This is a genomic window from Hymenobacter metallicola (genome assembly GCF_004745645.1).
GTDB lineage: Bacteria > Bacteroidota > Bacteroidia > Cytophagales > Hymenobacteraceae > Hymenobacter > Hymenobacter metallicola.
In genome coordinates, this window is the sequence record NZ_SRMB01000002.1 from 636,682 (window position 1) to 663,180 (window position 26,499).

A 26,499-nucleotide genomic window follows, 5' to 3' on the forward strand; every position below is an offset into this window, starting at 1 on the left:
AAATGCCTTGCCGAAGCGCCGGTTGCGCCGCAGTAGGTTTAAGAAAACGCTTTATCGGGCCGACTGCCCGGTTTCACCACCGGAATACCTGCCCGGCACAGCGGGCAATCATCGGGTGCGTAGGTAGCCGCCGTTACCGGCAGCAGGGCAAAGTTCGGAAAAGAAAGTGAAGCTTGCCCACCCGTGCGGTCAATTAAACTGGCCACGGCCAAAACTTTTGCGCCCAGCCCTTCCAGCACCCAGGCTACTTCGTTGGTGCTCTTGCCGGTAGTTACCACGTCTTCGGCAATAATTATTTTCTGCCCCGGCTCCACCGTAAAGCCCCGGCGCAGGGTCATCTGCCCGGTGTCGTCGCGCTCGGTAAAGATGCCGGGCACGCCCAGCTGCCGGGCCAATTCATAGCCAATAACCACCCCGCCCATGGCCGGCCCCACCACCACATCGGGCTGCAAGCCAGCGGCCTGAATCTGCCGGGCCAGCTCGGCCGCGGCCGGTGCGGCCAGGTCGGGCCGGCGCAAAAACCGGGCGCACTGCACGTAGGTATCGGAGTGCAGGCCCGAGGAAAGGCGGAAGTGCCCGCGCAGCAGCGCGTCTTCCTGAAGAAGCTGCTGCTCCAGGGTTTCGGAGGTCAAGGTGGTGTAGGTGGTGGTCATTAAGATTTTATGCGGTGCCTTGGGTTGAAATCACTATTGGCTCAAAGCCTATTTTCAATGCCAGAAGAAGACTTATTTCTTCTGCATCTGCTGCTACAATCAGAAGCTGATAAGATGGTGACTCACCTGCCATATCAATCGTTTCAATTTGCTTGATGGTGAGGCTTACAGCCAAAGTTGCACTTAAAGCAATATTGGCACACCATTGTTCCTGCACCTCACCTTCAATGAGTTGCCCAACGATGTAAAACTCACCTCTACGTTTTATGGCGAAGCTGTCAATGGCTTGAAAGAGGCCTCTATCAGTATCAGCAGTATGTCTTTTCACTTATACCAATGAGTGAACCGCTGTAGGCCGAAACTTATTAATCTGCTCCACCAGCTCCCGGGCCGCGGCTCCGGCATCAGCGGCTTGCCATAAAGCGCGCGACGTATTAATAAGGAGTCCGGAGCCATCGGGGCGCAGACCGGCGCGGAGCGTAGCTTCTAAGTCGCCGCCCTGGGCACCCACGCCGGGCACCAGAAACCACTGCTCGGGGCTGAGGCTGCGCAGGCGGGCCACGGCCGCGGCATTGGTAGCGCCTACCACCAAGCCGATGCCGCCGTGCTCCTCATCCAGCTTGCGGGCCACCTGGGCGGCGTAATCCGAGAGGTAGCCGCCGCGGGTTAGGGCTACGTCTTGCAGGGAGTGCACGGGCTTGTTGGAGGTTTTAGCCAGCACGAATACCATCTTGCCGGGCCGGGCGAAGGGCACAATGGCGTCGTCGCCCATGTAGGGGTTCACCGTCACGCTGTCGGCCCCGATGACGTCGTAGGCAAAGCGGGCGTAGTGGTCGGCGGTGTTGGCAATGTCGCCGAACTTGCCGTCCAGAATCACCGGAATGCTTTCCGGGATGCGCTGCACGGTTTCGCGCAGCAGTTTCACCCCGTCTTCCCGGCTCAGAAAAAAGGCCAGGTTGGGCTTGAAAGCGGCGGCGTAGGGGCTGGTCTGGTCGATTACTTCGGCCAAGCGGCGGGCTACCTGCTGGTCGTCGCCGGTGGGGTCGAGGCCTACGCAGAGCAGGGAGTTGGCGTACTGGGCGCGTTGAATGAGCTTTTCCATTTTTGATTGGGAATAACGCGAAGCTCTACTTCGCGAGGCATTAACTAACAATTGGGTGGGAAAGCAAAAATACCCCGACCGACCCGCACAGCGAAAACTCGCCTTACAGACTGGCCGGTATCAAATGACCACACTCGGCCGCCAACCGCGCCGACAAGCCAGGCTCTAGCCATTCGCCGCTGGCAATTTGCACGGCAGTAGCCCCACAACGCAGATAGTCCGACACATGAGCCGCCGTAAACACGCCGCCGGTGCCGAAAATGGGCAGGGTGATGCGGGAATCGTGGGCCAGTTCCCACACGCAGCGCAAAGCCACGGGCCGCAGGGCTTCGCCGGATAGGCCACCGGTTACGGGGGCGGCCGTGGCGTCGTCGGATAGGTGCAAGGCTTTGAGGACGTTGGTGGCAGCCAGGGCCGTGGCGCCACCTTCCTGAGCGCCCAGGGCAAGGCCTCGGATATGCTCGGGCCACGGCGGCAATTTCACCACGATGATGGACTCCGGCCCCAACTCGTTGCGCACGGCCTGGGTGGCTTCGCGCACAAACTTGGCGTTGAGTTCGGCCCCTTTCTCCGTGTCGGGCTGGGCCATGTAAACTTCGACGCCGGCAATCTGGCGGCCAACTTCGCGGGCTAGAAAGCGGGCAATTTTGCGGAAGCCCGGAATGCCGGGCGCCGTGATGCTGACAAACACCGGCACCCCGTAGCTAAGCAGGTGGGGCAAGTGCTCCTGCACTAGAATTTCGGCACTTTCGGTGCGCATATTGGTGGCATTGAGCAATGTTTGCTCGTTTACTTGCCATATGCCTTCCTCATAAAGCCCGGGCTTGGGCTCCATTGTGACGGTCCGGGTAAAAATAGCGCCTAGCCGCTCGTAACCGGCCCCATCCAACTGCCAGGGGGCAGCCGCCAAACAGATGGGATTTTGTAGAGTGAGAGTTCCTAGTTGCATGATTTGCTTTGTAAAGAAAGATGCCATCCAGAACTGACGAAGGAATATGACCAGGGACGGCAGCCTCTTTTTTCACCAAAAACCCACCGCGCCCTTACTCAGAACTTCCTCCGCCAGCTCGGGACGGCAGGTTATATTGTAAAAAAAGCAGAGCGCCCGGTAGAAGCCGAGCGCTCTGCCTGTTACCGGACTAGATGACGTTGCTGCAGTTGATCAGGAAGGACGCGCAGTCCCGGATGCCGTTCTGATCCAGGATGCCCTGGGCTACGCGGGCCATGCCTACGCCAGCACCTAAGTATAGCATCCCGTTGCGGGTGGCAACAGGAGCGGCGGCTAGCATCGGCTGAGCGAGGGTGGTGTCGTTCATAGGATTACCAGTGTAGGTGTGAAGCGTTCGAAAAATCCTCGTTGCAGGCCTGCCTTATCCCGACGGACGAACGGACAGGACATAAAAAAACCGCTTCGGGAGCCGGAGCGGGGAACGGGACAAAATCCAGAAAAACAGAAAAACCAACGGGGGAAATGACCTTTCGATCATCTCGCAAGACTTTCTTAAAGAAGGTCCCGCGCTCCATCAAATGTTGTTGATTGGGGTGAAGCACGTCGCAAAAGTACTAATTGTTATCAGCCCCGGCCGATTGGTAACATTAACTTTATGTTACCAAAATGTTACCAACCTTGCTATTCAGCACCTAAACCCAGTTGCTACACATTATTATACTGGTGCATAAACTCATGATCCACAGTTTTTTAGAAACCATACAAAAAATCAAACTCATGTTTTATACTAGTTGTGTATCTTTGTCTAAACTTAACAAAATTCAACTACACCGCTTAAGCATATCAATATCTTTACTTAACAAAGTGCAATTATATATGTAACTGCACAAGTAGGTACGGGTTGATAAGCTTACCCTTGTCGGGTCGGATAAAATAGCTGTACCGGTTCACCTCGGAATTTATTACCCCACCCGATTGCTTTTCGCGGTTACAGCTAGCTTAACCTATTCCTGCTCAACACCTAAAAGTTCAACTTCACATCACCCAAGCTTTTTTGCTTCTGTCATATTTGTACTACCACTTTGCTTTCGTTGCGTCATGAAAAAAGTGCTGTTTGGTTTGTTATTAGCTGGTTTGGTAGCTACCGCCCCGGCTGCTCTCGCCCAGAGCTCCGGAACTGCCGTAAGCTACACGGAGAATGTATTGGCAGAGGAAGCTGGTAAGGATGTACTGTATCGTCGGGCCCTCGACTGGATGGAAAATCACTTTGCGTATGGTCCTAAAACGGGCGCCAAATCCGATGCCGCGGCCGGTATGGTGCGCGTGACGGGCACGGGCAAGGTGAAGCCAGTAGCTACCAATGGCAAGGAACAGGAGCAGGTTATCCGCTTTGACTTCGTGTTTCGCGCCAGCGACAAAGGCTACGAATATAGCGTGGGCTCCTTCCGCGTTATTGCCGACCCCAAGAAACCAGAGGAAGCAGTAATGCTAAGCGACTATATCGCTCAACTCGCCACTGAAAAAGGCAATAGTAAGACCAACAACGACCGGCGCGTGACGGCTCAGGCCAATGCCTTAGCCAGCGAAGCTGCCATGAGTTTCCGCTCTTACATGAACACCATGCCGGCCGCCGAGGAAAGCACAGTAGGCCTTCCCGCCTCCGATAAGGAATAGCGCGACGAGCTCGGTTATTAGCCAAAGCGGCCTCAACATTCTGTTGAGGCCGCTTTTTTTGTGGCCGCTATTTCAGCCTATCCCCTACCGCTCCAGCAGGTTCAGGGTCCGCTCGGGCAGTTCACGAGCGTCGACCATAATGAAACCATCCAGGGTGTTGGAGAAAGCCGGGTCGACATTGAAGCCCAGTAGCCGGGCGTTCTGCTTAAGATAATGGCGCAGCAATACCGGAATACCAGCCCCATCAGGTTCAAAAGCGGCAATAAGTTTGTGCAGGTCCTGCACGTTGGCCAAGCCCGCTTGCAAGGTAGCAGCTTGCTCCTGGCAGTCGATAGGCCGGTAGCGAAACTGCTTGCGCGGCTGCACCAAGCAGGCTAGCTCCGCATGGAAGTAGTGGGTGCGCAGAAAATCAACCATCACCGCCCGCGACACAGTTGAAAACCGGTTGCTGATGCTCACCGGACCAATCAAGTACCGGTATTCGGGGTGGCGGGTCAGGTACTCGGCAATGCCTTTCCAAAGCAGGGCCAGGGGCTGGGCCTGCCGCTGGTACTCGGCCCGCACAAACGAGCGGCCCAGCTCCAACGATTCTTTCAGGAAGGGCTCCAGTTCTTTCTTCATTCGAAACAGGGAGTGCAGGTAAAAGCCCCGGCGACCGTGCTGCCGCAAAATAGCCCGCCCCCGCCCTACACGGTAGGCACCAACCAGCCGGCCGGCTGCACGGTCGTACAGAAATAAGTGCCGGTAATATTCATCATACTTATCCAGGTCGCAGGGCTGCTGGGTGCCTTCCCCTTCGCGGCGAAATGTAAGCTCCCGCAGGCGGCCCAGCTCGCGCAGCACATGGGGGGCCTGCGCTTTGCTGGCAATATATACTTCCCAGCTACCAGCTTTTAGCAGGCAGCAGGCGGGCCGTAGCGCAGCAATGTCGGCGGCTACCAGGGCCGCATCGGTTTCGTCTATGACCGGTAGCGGCAGGGTAGCCAGCTCTGGTTCTTCCCCGCTGGCCGCCGAGCTCAAGGCAAAAACCCGGGCCCGGATGTAGGCTAGCCGCTGCGCGGGCGCCATGGCTCCCAACGTCTGCGGGGCAATAGCTTGTCCGAAGCGCACTCGTATCGTCTGGCCGCGCTTGTTGAGCAGCTCGGCCGGTAAGCGCGCCGTGCGCAGCCACGGATGCATCAGGCCCAGCAGGCTAAAGGTTTCACTATTATGCCCACTTAACCAGACTGGCACTACCGGAACACGGGCGGCATCTAGCAAACGGCCGGCGGTTGGGTGCCACTCGGCCTCGGTAGTAGGCCGGAAAGGGCGCGGCCGGCTGGCTACTTCCCCCGCCGGGAACAGCCCAATCGGGACTTCATTGTGTAAGTAATGCAGTAGCTGCCGCACGCCCGGCACATTTTTGCCAGCATCGGCCCGCTCCGGGCTGACCAGTACCAGCTGCCCCCCAAGCTGGGGCAGCAACGGAGCCAGTACTTCGTTGGCCACGAGCCGAAAGTCGGGACGAACTTCGAGCAGCACGTAGAGCAGCACCAGTCCGTCGAGCAGGCCGCAAGGGTGGTTGCCCATGGCCATAAAACTTCCCATTGCCGTCAGTTGCCGCAGCTCGGCAGGCTCATACTCGACCCTGATACTCAGGCTACGCAGCAGACTACCGATAAACTCGCGGCCTTGCAGATGAGCATTCTGCTCGTAGAGATGCCGTAGTTCGCGCACCCGGGCCAACTGGTGCAACAGCGGCTGCAGCAGCTCCTGGGAGCGGCGCCCAAAAAAAGACGGATAGGGGAATTGGGAAGAAGAGAGAAAATCCATCGGCAGTAGGTCCGGGCGGCCCGGAGTTCAGCGGGCACCGGCGGCTCTACAAAGTTCTCTCCTAAATATTGGGCAAGCGTTATGCACGCATTACGAATGCGTTAAGAATGAAAGGCTTAGCTCAACAATACAAAAAGCCGCGTTGCAGCGCGGCTTTCCGGTATTCGTCACCTTTCACTCATGTTACACTAGCAAAGAGTACGACTGGTTAGCGGATAGGTTTATAAGAAAAACCCGGTGACAAAACTTTTGGCAGGACGGGCTAGCTGAGCTACAAGATAGCTAAAATGCCCTCACTACCAAGAAGTAATGAGGGCATTTTTAGAGCTAATCGCCCATTGTGCCTCAGCTTGTCGGGCCGGCATCCACGCGGGCTTCGATAGTGGCCTGCACCGTGGAGGACACGGCCGAGAGAATGTTATAGCCAGTGGCCTGCTCAATGGCATCAACTGTAGTGCGGTAGCTGCCCCAGCTGGTGCCAATAGAAGTAGTGTTGGGTGTGTTGATGGCAATAACGCGGGTGCTGGTCGTTACGCGGCTTGCGTCGCTGGAGCCCTCGGGCAGCACCACGATTACTTTCCAGCAACGGGCGGGTACGGCAATTTTACCACCGGCAATAGTAGTAGCGTAGCCGTTTACCCCGGTTCCGCCGTTGCCGTAGCTACCGCAGATGATATAGAGCTCATTGCCCTGGTTCACCAGGGTGCGGCAGTAGTTTTCGAGCCCGGCCCAAGTCTGCTGGTTGTTGACGGACGCCTGGGGCATCATGTTGGTCATTAGGAAGGTAGCCGAATTATCAGCCACTGAACCGGTACGGTCAGCTGAGGGGCAATTATGGCCCCGGTCGAAGCCCGAGCCGGTATAGCTGCTGCTAGTGGCGCGAAACCAGCCCGTTGGCAGCGTGGCATCGGCGGCAAAATTGTCCTGGCGTGGGGTGCTACCCAACCATGCACTGCTCAAGTGCCAGCTTACCCAGTTCGGAATGGCCCGGTCGCGGTGGTACGACAGGGTATACTGCGACTTCACCATCAGGTAGTTGGTGTAGTTCGTTGTGCTCGTAACGGCGCCACTAGGGTTGCCCATGGCCAGATTACCGTCGCGAGTGGCATCAAAACTCTGTGAAACAGCATTGGGAGAGGCAGGAGCAACGGTTTCGTCTTTAGAACACGAAACTGCCAAGGTGCCGAGCAGGCCAAAGCTGAGCAAGCGGTAGAGGGTACGCTTCATTCGAAAGAAGTTTTGGTTGGGTGACAGGAAAGTGAGAGAGAAGGAAAGCAGCTGGAGCAGAAACCGGGCGCAAAGATGCCAGGACCAATAGGTAAAGATGTTACCGAAATATTACCATTTATTGCCTGCTCAACAAATCCAGTTTTGCTATATTCATATTTTACCGGGCCAGTAATTAAATTTTTTATAACAAAACTGCACTACAACGCCCCAATAGCATATTTAGAAGCAAACTAGACTTTATGCTATATCATAATTTTATACATGTGAAATCATGTATATATCCAATACAAAAACTTCCGCTTGGCCATCTAAGCTTTGCGGCAAGTAATGTCCATTCTCCAACGTTTTACCAAGCAGCAAGGCTCCACTGCACTAGCAGTGGAGCCTTGCCTTGGGGTGTTCCTAGTATAGCTGTGATTTAGCGGGCCGTAACCAGGAGGCGCTGACTGGCAACCCGCCGCCCGGCAGCGTCTAGCAGTAGAACATGGTAGAGCCCTTTTCCAAGGTTGATGTGTGGTAACTGTACGTTCTGCTCAGTGGCCGGACCGCTCCAGATCTTGTCGCCCAAGGTGCTGTACACCTCCAGCAAGGAGCCCTGCGTGGGAGCGGCGGGCAGTTGAATCCGCACTTGCTGTACTTCGGTGGCTGGGTTGGGATATAGCTGCATCGTAGCCAACGTCGAATTTTGCCACTCCAGAGCAACTACAGGCGACAAATGCTCTTTGCCATCCAAATCGACCTGGCGCAGGCGGTAGTACAGCACCTGGGCTTCCTGCCGGCCTGCGGCTTCGTCGCGAAACCGGTAGCCAGCCCCCGTAGTGCTGGTGCCCGCGCCGGCTACTTGACCAATGGCGTGGAAGACGGGCTCATTGCCCTGGGCCCGCTCTACTACAAAGTGCTTGTTTTGGAGTTCAGAAGCGGTACGCCAAGTCAGCTCCACCCCGTTTTCAACCACCCGCCCCTGGAAAGCGCGCAACTCTACCGGCAGCGGGGCGGCGGGTGGGGCTACTTCGGCGGGAAACGCCGGGTTGGGGTCGTCGGCAAAAGCATAAAAGATTTGGGCGGCAGAAAACAGCCCCACGCCCCCGGTTACCTCTACCTCTACCCAATCGAAATCCTGCGTGGTCAGGAATCCCAACTCGTGGCGGTTGTCGCCAACCAGCCCCAGATCCAATAAGCTGCTCGCAGTAGAGCTTTCTAACAACCGGCTCCCATTCGCGCCTCCGTAAGTATTGATGCGAATATTTTGCAGCAACGTGTTGCTCAATAAGGCATCATTGGTGCGTAGCACGATACCGGCTCGGTTGCCGGCCTTACCCGTCCCGTTCAGGCGCAGCTTAAGTTTGTAGGTGCCCAGGGCCAACGCCGGAAAGCGCACTTCGGCATAATCAGATTCGGAAAAGACATTGTCGGCCGCTTTGTGGGGGCTGGTGGAGCTACAGCCTACGCAGGCCAGCCCACTGGCCGATTCCTGATAGTCCGTATTTCGTTGCGGAGCAGTGAAATCGGACAGCACCGGGGCATCATCCTGAAAAGCGCGGGGCTCGATACCAAACCCATAGTATACCTGCAAGGTATTGAGGGCGCTGACCAGGGCATTCTGCTTGATTTCGACTCGGTCGAAAGGCAGGCCCGACTTAAAGCTGACTTGGTAGCGGTTGTCGGGCAACAGCGTCAGTTGCAGCAGATCGGCCCCGAGGCGGGTCTCCTGGGCCACCCCATTCAGATAGGTAGTCACCTGCAGGGAATTCAGCGCATTCACATCCAGCACGCCGCCATTACCGACTACAAAGCCAGCCTGATAACCCGCCGGGGCCTGGCCTTCGAGCTGCACCTGCAGCCCGGCCGAGCAGTTGCCAACGCCAGCCACGGTGGTCAGCGTGGCGTAGTTGTTCAGGCCCGCGTCTACGGCATTGTTGGGATTGGTGACGCCCGTGCCCACGCAAGCGGCAACAGAACCGCCTCCCGTGGTTACCTTATAGTCGCTAGCCCTGGGCTCTGTACGGCGCGACAAATAGCCCAACGCTTTGGTGAACTGCGTGCTGGCCGGTACGCCGTAAGCATACAGCACCCGCACCGTATTAACAGCATTTAGAAGGCCCCCCACCACAATTTCAACCTGGTCGAAGGGTTTGCTGGCAACGAACTCCAAACGCGTTCGGCTGTCGGAAAGCGCGGTGCTGCTTACCAGGGCATCGGAGGCTAGTAACTGCTGCTGCGGGCTCCCATTCAGGTAGGTACGCAGCGTCAGTGTAGCCAGCGTGCCGGCATTCAAGGCGTTGCCACTACTTAGCACTACTCCGGCCCGGTAAGTAGCCGGGGCCGTGCCCGACAGGCTCAGCGCTAACCCTACGCTGCCGCCTACTACCCCCACCGTATTTTGGACGGTGGCATAGTTATCTAGGTCAGTATCGGCGGCTCGCTCGGGGTTGATAACCGTACAACCCAGGCACACGCCGGCACCCGTACCGCTGGTGCGGTAGTTGTCAGGCATTACGGGCGCGGCAAAAGAGGAATAATAAGGTGCTCCAGTTTGGGCAAGTGCAATCCGGCTTTGAAGTAAGCCGACTAAGCATACGCTTAGGAGGTGGTAGTAGAGTAGCCTTTTCATATCCATCAGATTATCAGTTCATTTAGCAACTGATATCTGCTGCAGTGACAAGCCTGCGGCCAAAACCCCGCACATGCAGTATCTACCTAAAAAACAACAACTTACCTACATTTGCTATACTCAATACTCTCCCACTGATAGAAGTCTATTCTCACTTTGAGAAAAAACCGGCACCACGATTCCGGCCTGTAGGCCAGCTCTTTAGTAACTGCCTAGGCTTATTAGCCACCGATATGTGAACAGGGTTATCAGCCAGCGGCTTTTTCCCATTTTGAACCACTTACTCCCTCAACCCACCCAGGTAAGCTTCGACTTAACGGATAGTCAAGCAAAAGGTCCCACTACAGTTGCTGTAGCGGGACCTTTTGCCTGAGGTACGAATTATCTTACTGGGCCACAATCAATTGCTGATGACCTACACGGCTGCCCTTGGCATCGACTAGCACCACCTGATAAAGGCCGGCGCTCAGCTGGGCAACAGGTAACCGCACGGTGCGTTCGGCAGCGGCCACGCTCCGGACCAGCTTACCCAGCATGTTATAGACCAGCACCTTGGAGCCGGCGGCCGGCGGCGTAGCCAGGGCAATTTCCACTTGCTGCCCACCCGTCGCGGGGTTGGGGAATACTTGCATTACCCCGGCCGATGAACCCAAGGCAGCACCGGTACGCGAAGTGCGCAACTCGGCAGGCGGAGGCGGAGGCGTATCCCCGGCAGGCGCTACCAGCGTTGGGAAAGCCGGATTGGGGTCTTCGGCAAAAGCGTAGTAGATGCGCGCATCCGAGAACAAGCCCACGCCACCCGTCAACTCTACTTCTACCCAATCAAAGTCCTGCTTGGTGAGGAAAGCCACTTCCCGACGATTGTCGCTAATCAAGCCTAGATCGAGCAGGCCCGTTCCCGAGGCACTTTCCACCAGTTGGTCACCAGTGGCGCCCGCGTAAGTATTGATGCGAACATTCTGCAGCAAGGTGGTATTGAGCAGGCCCTTGTTGGTGCGCAATACAATACCGGCTAGGTTACCGGCCTTGCCAGCGCCGTTCAGGCGCAACTTGAGGCGGTACGTACCCAGCGCCAGTACCGGAAACTGCACTTGGGCGTAGTCGCCGGGGGTAAACACGTTGTCGGCAGCTTTGGCCGTAGTGGAGGAATAGCAGCCAATGCAAGCCAAGCCGTTCGCCGACTCCTGATACTCGGAGCCGCGCTGCGGAGCCGCAAAATCGGACAGCACTGGGGTAATGTCGCGGAAAGCGCGGGGCTCGATACCGAAGCCGTAATATACTTGCAGGGTATTGAGGGCACTAACCAAGGCCCCTTGCTTGATTTCGACCTGATTGAAGGCCTGGTTTGATTTGAAGCTAACCTGGTAGCGGTTGTCGGGCAACAGCGTGAGACGCAGCAGGCTGGCCCCGCTGCGGGTTTCCTGGGCCACGCCGTTCAGGTAGGTAGTCAGCTGAAGGCCATCCAGCACGTTCAGATCCACTACGCTGCTGTTGCCGACGACGAAGCCAGCCTGGTAGCCCGCCGGGGCAGTGCCTTCCAGTTTCACCCGCAGCGCCGTCGAGCAGGCATTCACCCCAGCCACGGTCTTCAGCGTGGCGTAGTTGTTCAGATCCAGATCAACCGTGTTTTCGGGGCTGGTTACGCCCGTGCCCAAGCACACAGCCACAGGACTGCCCCCACCCGAGCGCACGACGTAGTCGCCGGCGGCCGGCTGAGCACTGCGCGAGAGGTAGCCAATGGCTTGGGTAAGCTGGGTAGCAGCCGGTACGGCGTAGGCATACAGCACCCGCACCGTGTTAATTCCATTCAGCACGCCGCCTACCGTCAACTCTATTTTGTCGAACGCCTGACTCGATACAAACTCCACGCTGTAGCGGCTGTCGGAAAGCAACCGGGTACTTACAATAGCGTCGCTACCCTGAACTTCCTGCTGCGGATTACCATTCAGGTAAGTGCGTAGCGTCAGCGTAGCCAGCGCCGTCGCATTGAGCGCACTACCGGTGCTGATAACCACCCCGGCTCGGTAGTTGACCATGCCCGTGCCCGAAAGGCCCAGGTTCAACGACACGCCGCCACCGACGACACCCAGGGTATTCTGGATAACGGCGTAGTTGTTTAGGTCCTTATCGGCGGCCCGCTCCGGGTTTGCCACAAAGCAGCCCAGGCACAACCCGTTATCGGTAGACCCAACGGCGTAGTTGTTGGGGGCAACCGGATTTACAAAACTGGAGTAATAGGCGGAGCCGCTCTGAGCAGAAGCGGCATGACCAGTCAGCAGCGTAGCCAAGCAGGCACTGACCAGGTGGATGGGGAGGCGTAAAGAGTGCTTCATACAAAAATAAGAGGAGGTAAATGGTCTTACCAACAGACCAGATGCCTTTGTATAATGCAATTTATCATCCATGTGGTATACCAATCTTCAACCTACTACAAATCAGATAATTAAATACATAGATGAATTTTAATATATTCTCAATCTTAGATTGTACTTCCCAAATTGGGAATTCTTGCAAACCCCTTGTTTTAGGCCTATACTCGCGTTTATAAGCCTTTTCACCCACCAAAAACTCGGAGCTCAGCCTAAAATAATTGAATATTTCCGCGCTAATAGCTTTTTCCCATTCTGGTACAGCGCAGGAACTCAATTGCTTTTTAAGCTTGCCGTCAGCCAGTATGCCTACCTCTACTAGTGTGACTATTTTTATTGTTGAAGACAACGCCTGGTATGGGGAGTTGCTAGAATATCGGCTGGCACAAAACCCTGACCATCAGATAAGGCGCTTCACTACGGTGCAGGCCTGCCTGGATAACCTAGCTGATAAACCCGACCTCATTACGCTGGATTATTCCTTGCCCGACGGGCAGGGCGACCAAGCTCTACGGCTCATTAAGGAGCGGCTGCCCGATGTGGCCGTCATTGTTATTTCAGGGCAGGAAGACGTGCGAACTGCTATTGGCCTGCTACACCAAGGGGCTTACGACTACTTGGTGAAGGATGAGGAAACCCTGGACCGGCTTTGGAACTCGGTGGGTAACTTACGCAAACAGCTCTTATTAAGGCGCGAGAATAAGCGGCTCCGCGAGCAGATTGGTAAAAAATACGATCCGCAACGTGCTATCCTGGGCGAAAGTCCTCAAATCCAGCAACTCTTTGCCCTCATCGATAAAGCCGGGCGGGCGAATATTTCCGTATCCATAAGCGGCGAAACGGGCACCGGCAAAGAGCTGGTAGCCAAAGCTATTCACTTCCGCTCCGACCGGCGCGATGGCCCCTTTGTAGCTGTAAACGTAGCCGCCATTCCGGCTGAATTGCTGGAAAGTGAGTTGTTTGGCCACGAGAAAGGCGCTTTCACCGGAGCTATCAACCGCCGAATCGGCCGCTTTGAGGAAGCGCACAAAGGCACCCTCTTCCTGGATGAAATTTCAGAGCTGGATTTAAGCCTGCAAGCCAAGCTGCTGCGGGTGCTGCAGGAGCGGGAAGTAGCCCGGGTGGGGGGCAATACCCGCATTCCTTTTGATGCCCGGCTGATGGTGGCTACCCACCGCGACCTGAGTCAGGAGGTGAAGGAGGGTCGTTTCCGCGAAGATTTATATTATCGTCTGCTGGGCCTGCCCATTGTGCTGCCGCCCCTGCGCGAACGAGGCCACGACATTTTATTATTGGCCAACTCCTTTCTGCACGACTTCTGCCGGCAAAATAGCATGGCCGCCTGCAGCTTGTCGGTCGAGGCGCAGAACCTGCTGCTCCACTACCACTTCCCTGGCAACGTGCGCGAGTTGAAAGCCGTGGTCGAGCTGGCCGCCGTGCTAGCTGAGAGCGACATTATTCAACCCCAGGACCTCTCGTTGCGCGGAGAGCAGCCTGGCTTGGCTGCGCTGACCGTACCGGGAGAAGGCGAGTCGTTGCGAAACCAGACCGCCGCCATTGTGCAGCGGTATCTACAGGTCCACAACGGAAATATTGTGGAAGTAGCGAACCGCTTGCAAATCGGGAAGTCCACAATTTATCGTATGCTACAGAACAAGGAGATTCACCTCCCGTAATCTGAACTGTAGCTCGAGCCATATGACTTCTATAGCTTACCGGCAGATGCGACGACGGCTGCAGCAGGCACAACGCCTGCAGGCAGCGGCCCAACTTGAACTACAGGCGTTACGCGCCTTGGTGGAGCACCACCAGGCCGCCGCAGCCCGGCAAACTGAGGCTTTGTTGCAAACCATTACCACGGGTTTGCTTATCGAAAATCCTCAAGGTATTGCAACGCTGAACTCGCGCCTGAGTCAGTTATTACAACTACCGGATCCTGCCGAAACCTACATCGGGCAGCCTAGTTCAGTGGTTTTTGCCCAGGTGCCGCTCAGCAACCCGGGATGGACCCGAGCCCAGATGCAGGCGGCCATCGACGGGAAGCAGCAAGTGAAAGGCATGCTGCAAGAATTGACAAATGGCATGATTCTGCAGGTCGACTACCTGCCGATTGTGCAGAATGGCGCTACGGTGCTCCATCTGTGGAGCTACGAGGACGTAACCCAGCAGCAGCGCACCCAGCAGCGGGTGCAGGAGCTTTCCCGCCTCGCCGAGCAGTGCCCCAACCCCATCATCTGCTTTACCCACGATGGGCGGGCCCGCTACGCCAACTCGGCCGCCCAGGCCGTGCAACAAGCCCTGGAGAGTTCGGCCGAGGCAGGCTGCCACTCCTTTCTGCGTAGCGAAATTACAGCGGCCCTCACCGATGGGCAGCCCCGGGTCTACGAGTACAGTTTGAGCGCAGTGCGTTACCTCTGGACCATTGCCCCTCTTCCCGGCGAAGGGGGCGCCAACGTATATCTGACCGACATCACGGCCCGCTACGAAGCCGAGCGGGAATTGGAGCACAGCCGTTTGTTTGCCCAGCGCATCACCGACACCATTCCGAACTTGGTGGTGCTGATGGACTTAGACGATAACCGCCTGTTGTACTGCAATTCGCAGAGCCAAGCCTTGCTCGGCTATACCGACGTGGAGATGGTGGCCCTCGGTGGGCGCGTGCTTCCCGTATTTCTGCGGGCGGCCGACCTACGCAGTCTGCAGCAGCGAGGCCCTGAGCTGGCGCAAACGCCCGATGGGCATATTCTGGAGGCGGAGTATCAGATACGGCACCGCGACGGCAGCTGGCGCTGGATGAAGTTTAAGAGCACTCCTTTTCTGCGGCATGCCGATGGGCGGGTTCACCAGATGGTGGCCAGCGGGGAAGACATTACGGCCCGGCGCACTACCGAGGCCAAGTTGCGCCAAAGCCAGCTGTTTGTGGAGCGCCTGGCCAGCATGGCGCCCAACTTCATTTACATTTTTGACATTGAAGCGGGCCGCAACGTGTATTGCAACCAATATATCGAGCAGGTGCTGGGCTACTCGGCCGCCGACCTGCAGTCGATGGGGAGCAGCCTGCTGGTACAGCTGGCTCCCCTCGATCAGCTTCTGGTGCTACAGGATCATTTTGCGCAGATAGCCGAGTGTGCCGATGGGGAAGCCCGCTCCCTGGAACTGACCTTGTATCACCGCGACGGCAGCTTGCGCTGGCTGCACCTGAACAATACGCCTTTTGAGCGCAACGCCGCGGGTGAGGTTAAGCTGGTGGTGGGGGTAGCCGAGGATATTACGCACTGGAAAGTAGCCGAGGAGCAGCGCCGGGCGGCCAACCGGAGCCTGGCCGAACAAAACCATCTGTTCCGCCAGGTGATTGACACCACGCCCCACCTGATTTACCTTAAAGACGGGGAGGGCAACTACTTGCTCGCCAACCAGGCTACTGCCGACCTTTATGGCCTCAGCGTAGGACAGGTGACGCAGGCAAATACGGCTAAGCTGCCCATTGCTCCGCAAGACGCGGCCCGTTACCTACGCGCCGACCGACGGGTTATTCTGACCCAGCAGGAGCTGATGGCGGAAGAAACCTTTACTAGGCCCAATGGCGAAGTACTGTGGTTTTATAGCATCAAACGCCCCTTCATGCTGGCCGATGGCACTACTCGGGTGCTGGGCGTCGACAGCAACATTACCGCTCTGAAGGAAACCCAGCAGGCGCTGCGCCAGGCCAAAGAGGCGGCCGAAGAAAATGCCCGGGTAAAGCAGGACTTTCTGGCCAACATGAGCCACGAAATACGCACGCCCATGAATGGCATTCTGGGCTTGGCCGAACTACTGCACAAAACGCCGCTCGACGAGCGTCAAAGCCAATACCTGGAACATATCCGCTATTCGGCAGAGCAGTTGCTGGTCATTATCGATGATATCCTGGTCATGGCCCAGCTGGGAGCAAGTAAGGTCCGAGTTGACACCACCGCTTTCGACTTGCGCGAAGTATTAACCGCCAGCCGCCAGCTGCTGCTGCCCAAAGCCACCGAAAAAGGCATTACCCTGGAACTGGAACTGCCGCCGGCCGAGGAATCCATGCTGGTGATTGGCGACCCGTACCGGCTGCGGCAAATTCTGCTGAACCTGCTCAGCAACGCCGTAAAATTCACTGACCAGGGCCACGTTCTGCTCACCTGCCGCCGCCTGAGTGCGCCCCAGGACGCTCCCGTGTTTCAGTTCTCGGTGCTCGATACCGGCATTGGCATTCCGCCCCACCAACTCGAGCAAGTGTTTGAATCATTTACCCAGGCTACGGCCAGCACCGCCCGCGAATACGGGGGCTCAGGGCTCGGGCTGAGCATTTCGCGGGGCTTGGTCGAGTTGCTGGGGGGCAGCATCCGGGTCGAGAGTCGTTTGCATGAGGGTAGTACCTTTTATTTCACGCTGCCCTTCGAAAAAGTGGAAACCCTGGCCCGGACCACAGTACCACCCAGAATGCAGCCCGACTTCCACAGCCTGGGGCCGCGGCGCATTCTGTTGGCGGAGGATAATTCGGTTAACCAGTTCTTGGTCCAGGCCCAGTTGCAGGGGTGGGGCTGCCAGGTCGACATTGCCAGCAATGGCCGCGAAGCCCTGCTTCTGTTTCAGCAGCGCAGCTACGACGCGGTGCTGATGGACATTCAAATGCCCGGCATCGACGGCATTGCCACTGCCCGCCTGCTACGCGAGCATCCCGACCCCCAACGGGCTGCTACCCCCATCATCGCCCTGACGGCCCACGCCATGCAGGGAGAAGCCGAACGCTACTACGCGGCGGGGCTAAACGGCTACGTGTCCAAACCGTTTCGGGAGGAAGAGCTGTTCCGGATGCTGGCTCAGGTACTCAACGTCTCCATCTCCGTTGCCGAGCCTGTACCGACGCCGCCGGTCCCGAGCGAGGAAGCAACGCCCCTCTATAGCTTAAGCGGTATCCGCCGGCTGGCACATGACAACGAGGAGTTTGTGGTTCATCTGATACGGGTGTTTATGCAAACGACCCCACCGATTCTCGCCCAGCTTGAGCAAGCCTTACAGCAGCAGGACTGGCCTACGCTGAGTGCCACCGCTCACCATCTAAAAAGCTCTCTTACTGGCTTACAGATAAACTCCCTTAGCGAAACCGTGCGGCGCCTGGAAGCTGTGCCTCCCTCCCCCGGCCCGGGCCAACTCCTGGAGATACAACAGCTCGTTCAGCAGGTGCTCCGCATTACCGAGCAGGTCATTGCCCAATTGCGGCAGGAGTTTCCCACGTAAAGCCACCTACCTTGCCCCCTGACTTCCTTATTTTCTTCTATGCCCTCTTCTACTGCGTTGCCGCTTGATGCCCTTATTATTGGTGCCGGGCAGGCGGGGCTGGCGGCGGCCTACTACTTACAGCAGCACGGCCAGCAGTTCCTTATTCTGGATGAGCGGCCCGCAGTGGGCGACGTTTGGGCAACCCGCTACGAGACGCTTACGCTGTTTTCACCGGCCTGGGCCAGTGGGCTACCCGGCTACCCCTGGCCGGGCAACGCGCGACGCTACCCCACCAAAGACGAAGCCTCGGCCTACCTGCGCGAGTATGCGGCCCACTTCCAGTTTCCCCTGGCCCTGGGGCAGCGGGCCACCCGGGTAGTACCCGCCCCGACCGGTGCGCAAGGGTACCTGGTGACTACCTCGACCGGGCAGCAGTACCAGGCCCGCCGGGTGCTGGTGTGTACGGGAGCTTTCAACGCCCCGCGTCGCCCGGCCTTTGCCGACCAACTCGACGACGCTGTTTTTCAAGTACATAGCAGTGCCTACCGCCAACCCGCCGCCGTACCGGGCACCGGCCCCGTGGCCGTGGTCGGCAGCGGCAACTCAGCCCTGCAGATTGGAGCCGACCTGGCTGCCACGGGCCGCCCGGTATATATGGCTTACAAAGAGGATACGCCACACTTGCCCAACAACACGGCAATGTGGGTTTTTCTTACCTCGACGGGGCTGCTGAAAATTTCCCGCCATTCCTGGCTCGGCAAGCGTTTCTACGGGCGCCCCGACGGCGTTGTCAGCGCCGACTTACTCCGGGTACGGAGCTTCACCAATGTTTTCTTTATCGGCAAAGCACTGGGAGTAGAAGCCGGCACCCGGCTGCAAGGCGCTCATCAGCCAACTCCGGCCCTCGATGCCGTTGTGTGGGCCACTGGCTACGGCCCGGCTTTCGACTGGATAGAAGTGCCGGTGTTTGATGAAAAAGGCCACCCTCGGCACCACCGGGGCCTTACTGCGGCACCAGGCCTAGCCTTTTTAGGGCTGCCCTGGCTTAACACACGCAGCTCGGCGCTCATGGGTGGCGTGGGAGCCGATGCCCGCTACGTAGTGGAGGCCCTTACGAAAAGGACATAATTATATAGAAACCGAATTGTTGCGTTTAGGGTTAGCTACTCAATAACCAGTTACAGGTCTTGACACTAGTAGTTGTTCGGTACCGTTACAGGTTGTAATTTGTTTTGTCTCTAATACTTTTCTTATGTCTCTTCTCATCTTCAGCGGGCTGCTCGTAGCCACCGCTCTGCTAGCCCTGAATACTTTCGACAACCTGAAGGCGCTGCTCAAGCCTGTCCCGGTTCGTGTACGGTCGCGCAATGACCGATAAACCACTTGGTTTTACCAGCAAAAAGGCCTCCCCTCGGGAGGCCTTTTTGCTGGTAGCTATGGTGCCCGCCATCAAGCTGTACGAAAGCGAAAAAGCAGCCACTGGAGCTGCTTTTTACTTGCTTATTCAAAGCAACAGGTATTAGCGAATGACCAGCTTACGCATTTCGCTGGCATTTTCGCCTTCGAGCTTTACATAGTACAAGCCGCTGGCAAATTTGCTCAAATCCAAGGTTTTGGGGCCCGTTAGCTCCGTGAGCGACTCCCGGTAAATGACGGTACCAATAACGTTGAGGATACGCAGTTCCAGCCGGCGGCCCTCAAATCCATTAATGGCAATGTGCACAATACCGTTGCTGGGATTAGGATACACCAAGAAAGACTTTTCATCCGCAACCCGCACGGGGGCTGGAATCCGCGTAGCCGGCTGGGCCGAAGCGGCGGGCACCGTGCTCCGGACGAAACCGAAGCCAAGCACTAGTAGTAGACAAAAAAAGCGTAAGCGTTGCATCATAGCATCCTGTAGAGTGGAACAAGCACCAGCCGAATAAGTTGATAGATTAACGGCCAACACTCAATTAGGTTTACAAAGATAATACGGAATATGCATTAGCGTTGCGAAATATAATTACGCGCTGATAAAAGATTTGTTTTCACTCTGTTTTTCACCTTGTTACTACCCAAATTAAGTTGGACGTTCTCATTATTGGTGGTGGCTTGGGTGGGCTCACGGCAGCCCTGGACCTGCGGCAGCGTGGCTACGCGGTAGCCGTGGTAGAACGCAAGCAGTACCCGTTTCACAAAGTCTGTGGCGAGTACGTTTCCAACGAAGTGCTGCCCTACCTGCGCCGCCTGGGCGTCGACCCGGCCCCGCTGCGGCCCGCCACCATTTCCCGCTTCTGGCTCAGCTCCCCGGCGGGCCGCACCCTTACCTGTCCGCTCGACTTGGGCGGTTTTGGAGTAAGCCGCTACTCGCTGGATTATTTCCTGTTTCAGCAGGCCCAGGCCCGCGGAGTACTCTTCTACCAGCAAGCCACGGTTACCAACGTCGAATTTGATGAGCAGATCAATCAGCACACCGTGGTGCTGGCCGACGGGCGCCGCCTCCCGGCCCGGGTGGTGCTGGGGGCTTACGGCAAGCGGGCCAACCTGGACCGGCAGCTGCAACGGGCCTTTTTTCAGGAACGCTCCCCGTACTTAGGTGTAAAATATCACCTGCGGCTGGACTTCCCGCGCGACGTTATTGCCCTGCACAACTTTGCCGACGGCTACGCGGGGTTGTCGGCCATTGAGGATGACAAATACTGCTTCTGCTACCTCACCACCCGCCAAAATCTGAAAGCCCACGGTACTATTGCGGCCATGCAGGAGCAGGTGCTGGCCCGCAACCCCTACCTGAAGGCTGTGCTGCGCGACGCGGAATTTCTCTACGACCAGCCCGAGGTCATCAACGAAATATCCTTTGCCCCCAAAAATCCGGTGGAAAGCCACGTACTGATGTGCGGCGACGCGGCCGGGCTCATCACCCCGCTCTGCGGCAATGGCATGGCCATGGCTATTCACGGGGCCGAGCGGGCGGCTTTCCACATCGAGCAGTTTCTGCGGGGCCACTGCACCCGGCCGGCCCTGGAAGCAGCCTACGCCCAGGATTGGCGGCAGCACTTCGGGGCGCGGCTGCGGGTGGGGCGGGCCGTGCAGCGCCTGTTTGGCCGGCCCGTGCTGAGCGAAGCTGTGGTAGGAACCATGCGCTACTGGCCCGCCGGGGTACAGGCCCTGATGCGGCGCACCCACGGCAGCAGCTTCTGAGCCCAAACCGCCCGTCGGTTAGTTTGTTGCTCTGCTAAGCCGAAACACCGGTAATTCCGTATACTGCCCTCAATGACGAGCTACTTGTGTGCCGTTGGCACTGCTACCCCGCCCCACCGTATTCCGCAACCACAGATTGCCAGCTTCATGGCCGAGGGCCTGCAGCTCGACGCGGCCGACACCCGCAAGCTTCGGGCACTGTACCGGGTGACGGGTATTGCGCAGCGCCACTCGGTGCTGGCCGACTACGGACGAACCAACGGCTCCTTCGAATTTTTCCCCAATACGCCGGATCTGGAGCCTTTTCCAACCGTTGGGCAGCGCATGGGCGCCTACCGCCAATATGCCCTGCCCTTGTCGGTAGAAGCCGTGCAGAACTGCTTGCAGCAGCTACCCGAACTACAGGTGACCGATATTACCCACCTGATTACGGTTAGCTGCACGGGAATGTATGCGCCGGGGCTGGATATTGAGCTGGTCGAAAAGCTGGGGCTCAGCTCGAACGTGCGCCGTACCTGCGTCAACTTTATGGGCTGCTACGCGGCTTTTAACGCCCTGAAACTGGCCCAGGCCTTTTGCCTGGCCGACCCGCAGGCCAAAGTACTGCTGGTGTGTACCGAACTGTGCACCATTCACTTTCAGAAGAATAAAGAAGAGGACCACCTGGTTTCCAATGCCTTGTTCGGCGACGGTTCGGCCGCGGCGGTGGTTCAGGCTCAGCCGGCCAAAAGTGGCTACAGTCTGAGCCTGGAGGCCTTTCACTGCGAACTGGAGCGTGATGGCCACGCCGACATGGCCTGGCACATCAACGACTTCGGGTTTGAAATGACCTTGTCGTCCTACGTTCCCAAAATGATCCAGAAAGGTATCCGCCAGCTCACCGACGGGTTGTTGCGCAAGCTGCCGGTCAAGCTCAAGGATATTCACGCCTTCGCCATTCACCCGGGTGGCCGCAAGATTCTGGAAACCATCGAACAGGAACTAGGCATGAGCACCCACGACAACCGCTTTGCCTACCAGGTGCTGCGCGACTACGGCAACATGTCGTCGGCCACGGTGCTGTTTGTACTGCGCGAACTGCTGGGCTCCCTTACGCCTGCCGAGTCTGGGGCGCCAGTACTCAGTTTTGCCTTCGGGCCCGGCCTGACGCTGGAAGCCATGCTGCTGCAGGTTCACCTCGCCTAGCCCGCTCTATGCCCGACCTAAGCAAGCGTGCCACCGAGGAAGAACTCATGGACGACCTGACGCTGGCCTCCCAGGCACTGCGGCAGAATCTGGACGAGCTCGAAACCATCAACACCTGGCTGGGCGGCTACCGGGTGGTGCTCAATGGCCTGCAGCGCCTCCGCTCCCGCTTCCCCAAGGGCCGGGCCCTGCACCTGGCCGACCTGGGCAGCGGCGGCGGCGACACGCTGCGCCACATGGCTAGCTGGGCCCGGCGCCAGGCAGTACCGGTGCAACTGGTGGGCATCGACGCCAACGCCTTTATGATAGACTACGCCACTGAAAAAGCGGCCGGCTACCCGGAAATCAGCTTTGCGCAGCAGGACATTTTCTCGGCAGAATTCCGCGGGCAACAGTTTGATATTATTACCTGCAGCCTGTTTTGCCACCATTTTTCCAGTGAGGCCCTAGGTAGGCTTTTACGCCAGCTTAAAGAACAGGCACGCGTAGGTGTCATCATCAACGACCTGCACCGGCAGACCCTGGCGTATTACAGCATTAAGTGGCTCACCCGCCTGTTTGGCGGCTCTTACCTGGTGCAGAACGATGCCCCGCTGTCGGTAGCCCGGTCCTTCACGCGCCAGGACTGGCAGCAGATTCTGGCCGCGGCTGGCATCGAGCGGTATACGCTGCGCTGGTGCTGGGCTTTCCGCTGGCAGGTCATCTTCTGACGCCAGCTCTTACCCAAATAGCTCAGCCGCCAGCCGAAACGTGTTAACGTGAGCTTCCACAATATCGGCAATGCGCACCGAGTAGCCCCCGCCCATGCACACCACCACCGGCACCCGCGCCTGCTGGCACTGGCGCAGCACTAGCTCGTCGCGCTGGCGGCAGCCTTCCCGGCTCAGGCCCAGGTGGCCCAGCTTATCGGTTGCCAGCACATCCACCCCAGCGAGGTAAAACACGAAATCAGGCTGGACCGCATCAAGCAAGCGGGGCAGGGTTTGGCCCAGCAGCTGCAGGTAGGTGGCGTCGTCGGTGCCGTCGGCCAGGGGCAGGTCCAGATCCGACTGCTCCTTGCGGTGCGGGTAGTTGCGGGCCCCGTGCATGCTAAAGGTAAACACCCGGGGCTCCTGTTGAAACAACGCCGCTGTGCCGTTACCCTGGTGCACATCCAGGTCTACAATCAGGATTTTGCGAATGCCGGGCGCATGAGCCAGCAGGTAGTTGGCCGCTACGGCTTGGTCGTTGAGCAAACAGAATCCTTCGCCCCGGTCGGCAAAGGCGTGGTGGGTGCCTCCGGCTACATTCAGGGCAATGCCGTGCTCCAGAGCCCGCCGGGCGCACTCCACCGTGCCGCCCAGAATAGTTACTTCCCGCCGAATCAGCTGCTCTGACCACGGAAAACCCGTGGCCCGCTCTTCCTGGCGCGTCAGTTGCCCGGCTAGCAGCCGCTGGTAGTAGCCTTCGTGGTGGGTGCGCAGAATCTCGGCGGCGGCCAGCGGCTTGGGCACAAACAGGCTGGCCTCGGTGATAATGCCTTCCCGCAGCAACTGCTCGGGCAGCAGCTCATACTTGAGCATCGGGAACCGGTGGTTTTCGGGCAGCGGATGGGCGTAGAGCGGGTCCCAGGCAATGGAGAGCATACGGGAAAGCTAGGGCCTAAAACCAGAATAACTGCCTTGTGGGGCAGTTATTCTGGTACTCTGTGTGAAGTGGTGGGACATACTGGGCTCGAACCAGTGACCCCTACCTTGTCGAGGTAGTGCTCTGAACCAACTGAGCTAATATCCCATCAATACACTCTGGCGGCGGCCGGAAAGCGCCAAAGATACGGGCTCTTTGCATTCATCCTACTGCCTGAGGCAATATTTTTTCGTCGGAAAAGACCTTGGGCGTAACCTTATCCCCGGGGACAAGTATAGTCGCATACAAATGCTGCCCTGTACTTTACCAAGGTCAGCCCTGTTGCCACACCAGACCTTCACTCCCCCATGAAAAAAGTAACCCTACTCCTCGCCCTCTCCCTGGCTGGTTTCTCGTCTTTTGCCCAGAACAACGACACCAACGGTCCGGTGGGCGTCCGCTCTTCCACCGACTACGGCACCGGCTCTACCGGCTCGCGCAATACGGGCTTCGGTATCAAAGGCGGCTTTAACCTGGCCGACGTGTACGGCGACGACAAGAAGAACTTCACCAACGGCTCCAACTACAAGTCTTTCCACGCTGGCTTCTATGGTCAGTATGGCTTCAACAACCGGATTTCGATTCAGCCCGAGCTGCTCTACAGCCGCCAGGGCTTTGAAGGCAACTCCACCAAGACCACCACGACCGGCTCCTCAACTACTACCACAACCGTGAATGAGCGGCGCCTCGACTACTTGCAGCTGCCGGTTCTGGTCGTGTTCAATATCTTCGACAACATCAGCATTCATGCCGGCCCGCAGGTGTCGCTGCTGACCAAAGTAGTGGAAGATGGCAAGGAGCGTAAGATTGCCGACGAAGGCAATGCCTACGGCTACAGCTACAGCAGCTTCGACTACGGCGTGGCCGCCGGTGCCGAGGCGCGTATCGGTCCGGCCCGCGTGGGTGCCCGCTACACGGCTGGCTTTGCCGAAATGATTAAGGATCAGAACCTGGCCAGCACGGGTAACAAGGCCCTGAGCGATATTAAAAACAGCATTTTCCAGGTATACCTGGGCATCGGCCTCACGCAATAAGCGGCCCCTTATTACCAGTAGAAAAAGGAAGTCCGGTGGGCTTCCTTTTTTTGTGTCTCCTTGTTGTCTGCTATGCTCTTCTCCTCGCTCTTTCTCCTCGACACGTTTCCCGCGGGTACGCTGCCGGCCCTGAACCAAAGCCGGGAGCTGCTGGCCGAACGGGGTATGGCCGTGCTGGGGGCCTGGGCACTGCTGAACCTAGTGGTCAGCGGCTACTACGTGGCCCGCACCGATGCGCGCTCGGCCAGCCATTACTTCCACCAGATGAACGTGGGCTGGAATTTCGTGAATGCCATTCTGGCCGTTGTGGGGATGCTGCGGGCCCACCCCTACCAGGTAGCGGGTCTCACGCTGGCGGCCAGCCTTACAGCCCAGTTCGATTTTGAAAAACTGCTGCTGCTCAACGTGGGCCTGGACGTTGCTTATTTAGTAACCGGTAGCTGGCTGCGCACCCGTAGCCTGACGGCTGAGCGCCGCCCCGAACGGCTGCTGGGCTTCGGGCAGTCGTTGTGGCTGCAGGGGGGCTTTCTGCTCTTCTTCGACCTGGGGTTCTACCTGCTCTACCACCGCTTTGCCGCCCAGCTGCTCGGGCTAGTGCAGCCGTAGCCCAAATTTTGCCATCTTTCCGGCATGGACACTTTTGCTGCTGCCGACCTGGAGATAATCGACTACGCTCCGCAGTACCAGGCCGATTTCCGCCGCCTCAACCACGAGTGGATTACCCGCTACTTCGAGCTGGAGCCCGCCGACCACACCACCCTGGGCGACCCGCAAACCCACCTACTCGACCCCGGGGGCTTTATTCTGCTGGCCCGCTACCACGGCACGATTGTGGGCTCCGGAGCCTTACTCCACAACCCCGACGACAACAGCTGGAAACTGGCTAAAATGGCCGTCACCGACCAGATGCAGGGCCGCGGCATTGGCTATACCCTGTGCAAGGCCATCCTGGAGCGTGCCCGGACTATGGGCGTAACCCGGGTCGAGCTGGTTTCGAACCGCATATTGCTGCCGGCCCTGCACGTGTACCGCAAGCTGGGCTTCGTGGAAATTCCGCTGGGCACCGTTATGTATAAGCGCGGCGACATCCGGATGGCCGTAGACTTGTAAGCTCCCTTAACCGCAAAAAAGGCCCCGTTCAGTACTGAACGGGGCCTTTTTTGTGCAGTAAGCCTGTTGGCTTACGAACGAGGAGCATGCTTACCTTCCAGGATTTCCTCCACAATCTTCTTGTTGAAGGCCGGCAAGTCGCTGGGGTTGCGGCTGGTGATCAGGCCCTTGTCGACCACTACTTCGCTGTCCTGCCAGTGGGCACCGGCGTTGGTCAGGTCGGTTTTCAGGCTGGGCCAGCTCGTTACCTTGTGGCCGCGCAGCAGGCCGGTTTCAATCAGCGTCCAGGGGCCGTGACAGATGGCGGCCACTACTTTGCCCGAGCGCATAAACTCGGCGGCAAAATCGACGACTTTTGCTTCGGTCCGCAGCACATCGGGGTTCATCTGGCCGCCGGGCAGCACCAGGGCGTCGTAATCGGCCACGCTCACTTCGTCGATGGTCTTGTCGACCGATACTTTACTGCCCCAGTCTTTCTCGTCCCAGCCCTTAATCGAGCCGCTTTTCAGGGAAATAACGTGGGTTTCGGCGCCTTCGCCTTCCAGATACTTTTTGGGTTCTTCCAGCTCCGACTGCTCGAAGCCGTCGGTGGCGACAATGGCTATTTTCTTGCCTTTGAGTTTATCACTGCCAAAGATGCTCATAGAAATAGGTTGTTTAGGTTGGGAAGTAGAGTGAGAA

At 57.8% G+C, this 26,499-nt stretch carries 23 protein-coding genes and 1 tRNA gene; 11 read left to right on the forward strand and 13 right to left on the reverse strand.

What is annotated here, in order from left to right:
- Positions 1 to 38: 38 nt before the first annotated feature.
- The 5 genes from pyrE to E5K02_RS25560 all read right to left on the reverse strand — a co-directional run bounded on the left by pyrE (position 39) and on the right by E5K02_RS25560 (position 3,071).
- Complete coding sequence (pyrE, locus tag E5K02_RS13445; RefSeq protein WP_135395305.1) at positions 39 to 653, reverse strand: orotate phosphoribosyltransferase; 615 nt, start codon at positions 651 to 653, stop codon at positions 39 to 41.
- A 7-nt stretch (positions 654 to 660) separates the two neighbouring features.
- Positions 661 to 981: a hypothetical protein gene (locus tag E5K02_RS13450; RefSeq protein WP_135395307.1), complete on the reverse strand. Its 321-nt coding sequence runs from the start codon at positions 979 to 981 to the stop codon at positions 661 to 663.
- Positions 982 to 1,755, reverse strand: a complete 774-nt coding sequence (pyrF, locus tag E5K02_RS13455; RefSeq protein WP_135395308.1) for an orotidine-5'-phosphate decarboxylase — start codon at positions 1,753 to 1,755, stop codon at positions 982 to 984.
- Positions 1,756 to 1,858: 103 nt separating this feature from the next.
- Complete coding sequence (locus E5K02_RS13460) at positions 1,859 to 2,731, reverse strand: dihydroorotate dehydrogenase (protein WP_135395310.1); 873 nt, start codon at positions 2,729 to 2,731, stop codon at positions 1,859 to 1,861.
- Between the two features lie 163 nt (positions 2,732 to 2,894).
- Entirely contained in the window at positions 2,895 to 3,071 is a 177-nt protein-coding gene (locus E5K02_RS25560; protein WP_167856395.1) for a hypothetical protein, read from the reverse strand.
- 731 nt (positions 3,072 to 3,802) lie between these two features.
- Between E5K02_RS25560 and E5K02_RS13465 the strand changes: the two genes are divergently transcribed.
- Positions 3,803 to 4,378: a DUF4468 domain-containing protein gene (locus E5K02_RS13465; protein WP_135395312.1), complete on the forward strand. Its 576-nt coding sequence runs from the start codon at positions 3,803 to 3,805 to the stop codon at positions 4,376 to 4,378.
- Between the two features lie 84 nt (positions 4,379 to 4,462).
- On the opposite strand, the gene E5K02_RS13470 is transcribed toward E5K02_RS13465, so the two are convergent.
- The 4 genes from E5K02_RS13470 to E5K02_RS13485 form a co-directional block, all read right to left on the reverse strand.
- Positions 4,463 to 6,190, reverse strand: coding sequence for a lysophospholipid acyltransferase family protein (locus E5K02_RS13470; protein WP_135395314.1), 1,728 nt, complete (start codon positions 6,188 to 6,190; stop codon positions 4,463 to 4,465).
- 345 nt (positions 6,191 to 6,535) lie between these two features.
- Entirely contained in the window at positions 6,536 to 7,417 is an 882-nt protein-coding gene (locus E5K02_RS13475; RefSeq protein WP_135395316.1) for a DNA/RNA non-specific endonuclease, read from the reverse strand.
- A gap of 421 nt (positions 7,418 to 7,838) precedes the next feature.
- Positions 7,839 to 9,914 carry a T9SS type A sorting domain-containing protein gene (locus E5K02_RS13480; protein ID WP_135395318.1) on the reverse strand — a complete coding sequence of 692 codons (2,076 nt, stop codon included), beginning with the start codon at positions 9,912 to 9,914 and terminating at the stop codon, positions 7,839 to 7,841.
- A 503-nt stretch (positions 9,915 to 10,417) separates the two neighbouring features.
- On the reverse strand, positions 10,418 to 12,364 hold the full coding sequence (locus E5K02_RS13485; RefSeq protein WP_167856396.1) for a T9SS type A sorting domain-containing protein: 1,947 nt from the start codon (positions 12,362 to 12,364) through the stop codon (positions 10,418 to 10,420).
- Positions 12,365 to 12,723: 359 nt separating this feature from the next.
- Here E5K02_RS13485 and E5K02_RS13490 point away from each other — a divergent pair, with 359 nt between their 5' ends.
- The 4 genes from E5K02_RS13490 to E5K02_RS26070 all read left to right on the forward strand — a co-directional run bounded on the left by E5K02_RS13490 (position 12,724) and on the right by E5K02_RS26070 (position 19,019).
- The gene (locus tag E5K02_RS13490; RefSeq protein WP_317128911.1) at positions 12,724 to 14,076 is read left to right on the forward strand and encodes a sigma-54-dependent transcriptional regulator; all 1,353 of its coding nucleotides are present in this window, start codon (positions 12,724 to 12,726) and stop codon (positions 14,074 to 14,076) included.
- Between the two features lie 22 nt (positions 14,077 to 14,098).
- Positions 14,099 to 17,659, forward strand: coding sequence for a PAS domain-containing hybrid sensor histidine kinase/response regulator (locus E5K02_RS13495; protein WP_135395324.1), 3,561 nt, complete (start codon positions 14,099 to 14,101; stop codon positions 17,657 to 17,659).
- A 39-nt stretch (positions 17,660 to 17,698) separates the two neighbouring features.
- Positions 17,699 to 18,769 (forward strand): flavin-containing monooxygenase, encoded by a 1,071-nt coding sequence (locus E5K02_RS13500; protein ID WP_135395326.1) that lies wholly within the window; start codon positions 17,699 to 17,701, stop codon positions 18,767 to 18,769.
- Between the two features lie 124 nt (positions 18,770 to 18,893).
- Positions 18,894 to 19,019, forward strand: a complete 126-nt coding sequence (locus E5K02_RS26070) for a hypothetical protein (protein WP_262709852.1) — start codon at positions 18,894 to 18,896, stop codon at positions 19,017 to 19,019.
- 141 nt (positions 19,020 to 19,160) lie between these two features.
- Here the strand turns inward: E5K02_RS26070 and E5K02_RS13505 are convergent, their stop codons facing one another.
- Positions 19,161 to 19,532 carry a T9SS type A sorting domain-containing protein gene (locus tag E5K02_RS13505; protein WP_135395328.1) on the reverse strand — a complete coding sequence of 124 codons (372 nt, stop codon included), beginning with the start codon at positions 19,530 to 19,532 and terminating at the stop codon, positions 19,161 to 19,163.
- Between the two features lie 176 nt (positions 19,533 to 19,708).
- Here E5K02_RS13505 and E5K02_RS13510 point away from each other — a divergent pair, with 176 nt between their 5' ends.
- The 3 genes from E5K02_RS13510 (at position 19,709) to E5K02_RS13520 (ending at position 22,719) form a co-directional block, all read left to right on the forward strand.
- The gene (locus E5K02_RS13510; protein ID WP_135395330.1) at positions 19,709 to 20,824 is read left to right on the forward strand and encodes an NAD(P)/FAD-dependent oxidoreductase; all 1,116 of its coding nucleotides are present in this window, start codon (positions 19,709 to 19,711) and stop codon (positions 20,822 to 20,824) included.
- Positions 20,825 to 20,896: 72 nt separating this feature from the next.
- Complete coding sequence (locus tag E5K02_RS13515) at positions 20,897 to 22,009, forward strand: type III polyketide synthase (RefSeq protein WP_135395332.1); 1,113 nt, start codon at positions 20,897 to 20,899, stop codon at positions 22,007 to 22,009.
- 8 nt (positions 22,010 to 22,017) lie between these two features.
- Positions 22,018 to 22,719, forward strand: a complete 702-nt coding sequence (locus tag E5K02_RS13520; RefSeq protein ID WP_135395334.1) for a methyltransferase domain-containing protein — start codon at positions 22,018 to 22,020, stop codon at positions 22,717 to 22,719.
- 9 nt (positions 22,720 to 22,728) lie between these two features.
- Here E5K02_RS13520 and E5K02_RS13525 read toward each other — a convergent pair whose 3' ends face one another.
- Both E5K02_RS13525 and E5K02_RS13530 read right to left on the reverse strand, forming a co-directional pair.
- Positions 22,729 to 23,634 carry a histone deacetylase family protein gene (locus tag E5K02_RS13525; RefSeq protein WP_135395336.1) on the reverse strand — a complete coding sequence of 302 codons (906 nt, stop codon included), beginning with the start codon at positions 23,632 to 23,634 and terminating at the stop codon, positions 22,729 to 22,731.
- A gap of 70 nt (positions 23,635 to 23,704) precedes the next feature.
- Positions 23,705 to 23,782: transfer RNA gene (locus tag E5K02_RS13530), tRNA-Val, on the reverse strand.
- A 200-nt stretch (positions 23,783 to 23,982) separates the two neighbouring features.
- On the opposite strand from E5K02_RS13530, the gene E5K02_RS13535 reads away from it, so the two are divergent.
- From E5K02_RS13535 to E5K02_RS13545, 3 genes are all read left to right on the forward strand, one after another.
- The gene (locus E5K02_RS13535) at positions 23,983 to 24,708 is read left to right on the forward strand and encodes a porin family protein (RefSeq protein ID WP_135395338.1); all 726 of its coding nucleotides are present in this window, start codon (positions 23,983 to 23,985) and stop codon (positions 24,706 to 24,708) included.
- A gap of 72 nt (positions 24,709 to 24,780) precedes the next feature.
- On the forward strand, positions 24,781 to 25,314 hold the full coding sequence (locus tag E5K02_RS13540) for a DUF6992 family protein (protein WP_135395340.1): 534 nt from the start codon (positions 24,781 to 24,783) through the stop codon (positions 25,312 to 25,314).
- Between the two features lie 24 nt (positions 25,315 to 25,338).
- Positions 25,339 to 25,818, forward strand: coding sequence for a GNAT family N-acetyltransferase (locus E5K02_RS13545; RefSeq protein ID WP_135395342.1), 480 nt, complete (start codon positions 25,339 to 25,341; stop codon positions 25,816 to 25,818).
- Positions 25,819 to 25,889: 71 nt separating this feature from the next.
- Here the strand turns inward: E5K02_RS13545 and E5K02_RS13550 are convergent, their stop codons facing one another.
- Positions 25,890 to 26,462: a type 1 glutamine amidotransferase domain-containing protein gene (locus E5K02_RS13550; RefSeq protein ID WP_135395344.1), complete on the reverse strand. Its 573-nt coding sequence runs from the start codon at positions 26,460 to 26,462 to the stop codon at positions 25,890 to 25,892.
- Between the last annotated feature and the right edge of the window lie 37 nt (positions 26,463 to 26,499).

Excerpts from the sequence above, each read along its gene's own strand:
- pyrE (WP_135395305.1), bottom strand. The coding sequence starts at position 653 with ATGACCACCACCTACACCACCTTGACCTCCGAAACCCTGGAGCAGCAG.
- pyrF (WP_135395308.1), bottom strand. The coding sequence starts at position 1,755 with ATGGAAAAGCTCATTCAACGCGCCCAGTACGCCAACTCCCTGCTCTGC.
- E5K02_RS13460 (WP_135395310.1), bottom strand. The coding sequence starts at position 2,731 with ATGGCATCTTTCTTTACAAAGCAAATCATGCAACTAGGAACTCTCACT.
- E5K02_RS25560 (WP_167856395.1), bottom strand. The coding sequence starts at position 3,071 with ATGAACGACACCACCCTCGCTCAGCCGATGCTAGCCGCCGCTCCTGTT.
- E5K02_RS13465 (WP_135395312.1), top strand. The coding sequence starts at position 3,803 with ATGAAAAAAGTGCTGTTTGGTTTGTTATTAGCTGGTTTGGTAGCTACC.
- E5K02_RS13470 (WP_135395314.1), bottom strand. The coding sequence starts at position 6,190 with ATGGATTTTCTCTCTTCTTCCCAATTCCCCTATCCGTCTTTTTTTGGG.
- E5K02_RS13475 (WP_135395316.1), bottom strand. The coding sequence starts at position 7,417 with ATGAAGCGTACCCTCTACCGCTTGCTCAGCTTTGGCCTGCTCGGCACC.
- E5K02_RS13480 (WP_135395318.1), bottom strand. The coding sequence starts at position 9,914 with ATGCCTGACAACTACCGCACCAGCGGTACGGGTGCCGGCGTGTGCCTG.
- E5K02_RS13485 (WP_167856396.1), bottom strand. The coding sequence starts at position 12,364 with ATGAAGCACTCTTTACGCCTCCCCATCCACCTGGTCAGTGCCTGCTTG.
- E5K02_RS13495 (WP_135395324.1), top strand. The coding sequence starts at position 14,099 with ATGACTTCTATAGCTTACCGGCAGATGCGACGACGGCTGCAGCAGGCA.
- E5K02_RS13500 (WP_135395326.1), top strand. The coding sequence starts at position 17,699 with ATGCCCTCTTCTACTGCGTTGCCGCTTGATGCCCTTATTATTGGTGCC.
- E5K02_RS26070 (WP_262709852.1), top strand. The coding sequence starts at position 18,894 with ATGTCTCTTCTCATCTTCAGCGGGCTGCTCGTAGCCACCGCTCTGCTA.
- E5K02_RS13505 (WP_135395328.1), bottom strand. The coding sequence starts at position 19,532 with ATGATGCAACGCTTACGCTTTTTTTGTCTACTACTAGTGCTTGGCTTC.
- E5K02_RS13515 (WP_135395332.1), top strand. The coding sequence starts at position 20,897 with ATGACGAGCTACTTGTGTGCCGTTGGCACTGCTACCCCGCCCCACCGT.
- E5K02_RS13520 (WP_135395334.1), top strand. The coding sequence starts at position 22,018 with ATGCCCGACCTAAGCAAGCGTGCCACCGAGGAAGAACTCATGGACGAC.
- E5K02_RS13525 (WP_135395336.1), bottom strand. The coding sequence starts at position 23,634 with ATGCTCTCCATTGCCTGGGACCCGCTCTACGCCCATCCGCTGCCCGAA.
- E5K02_RS13535 (WP_135395338.1), top strand. The coding sequence starts at position 23,983 with ATGAAAAAAGTAACCCTACTCCTCGCCCTCTCCCTGGCTGGTTTCTCG.
- E5K02_RS13540 (WP_135395340.1), top strand. The coding sequence starts at position 24,781 with ATGCTCTTCTCCTCGCTCTTTCTCCTCGACACGTTTCCCGCGGGTACG.
- E5K02_RS13545 (WP_135395342.1), top strand. The coding sequence starts at position 25,339 with ATGGACACTTTTGCTGCTGCCGACCTGGAGATAATCGACTACGCTCCG.
- E5K02_RS13550 (WP_135395344.1), bottom strand. The coding sequence starts at position 26,462 with ATGAGCATCTTTGGCAGTGATAAACTCAAAGGCAAGAAAATAGCCATT.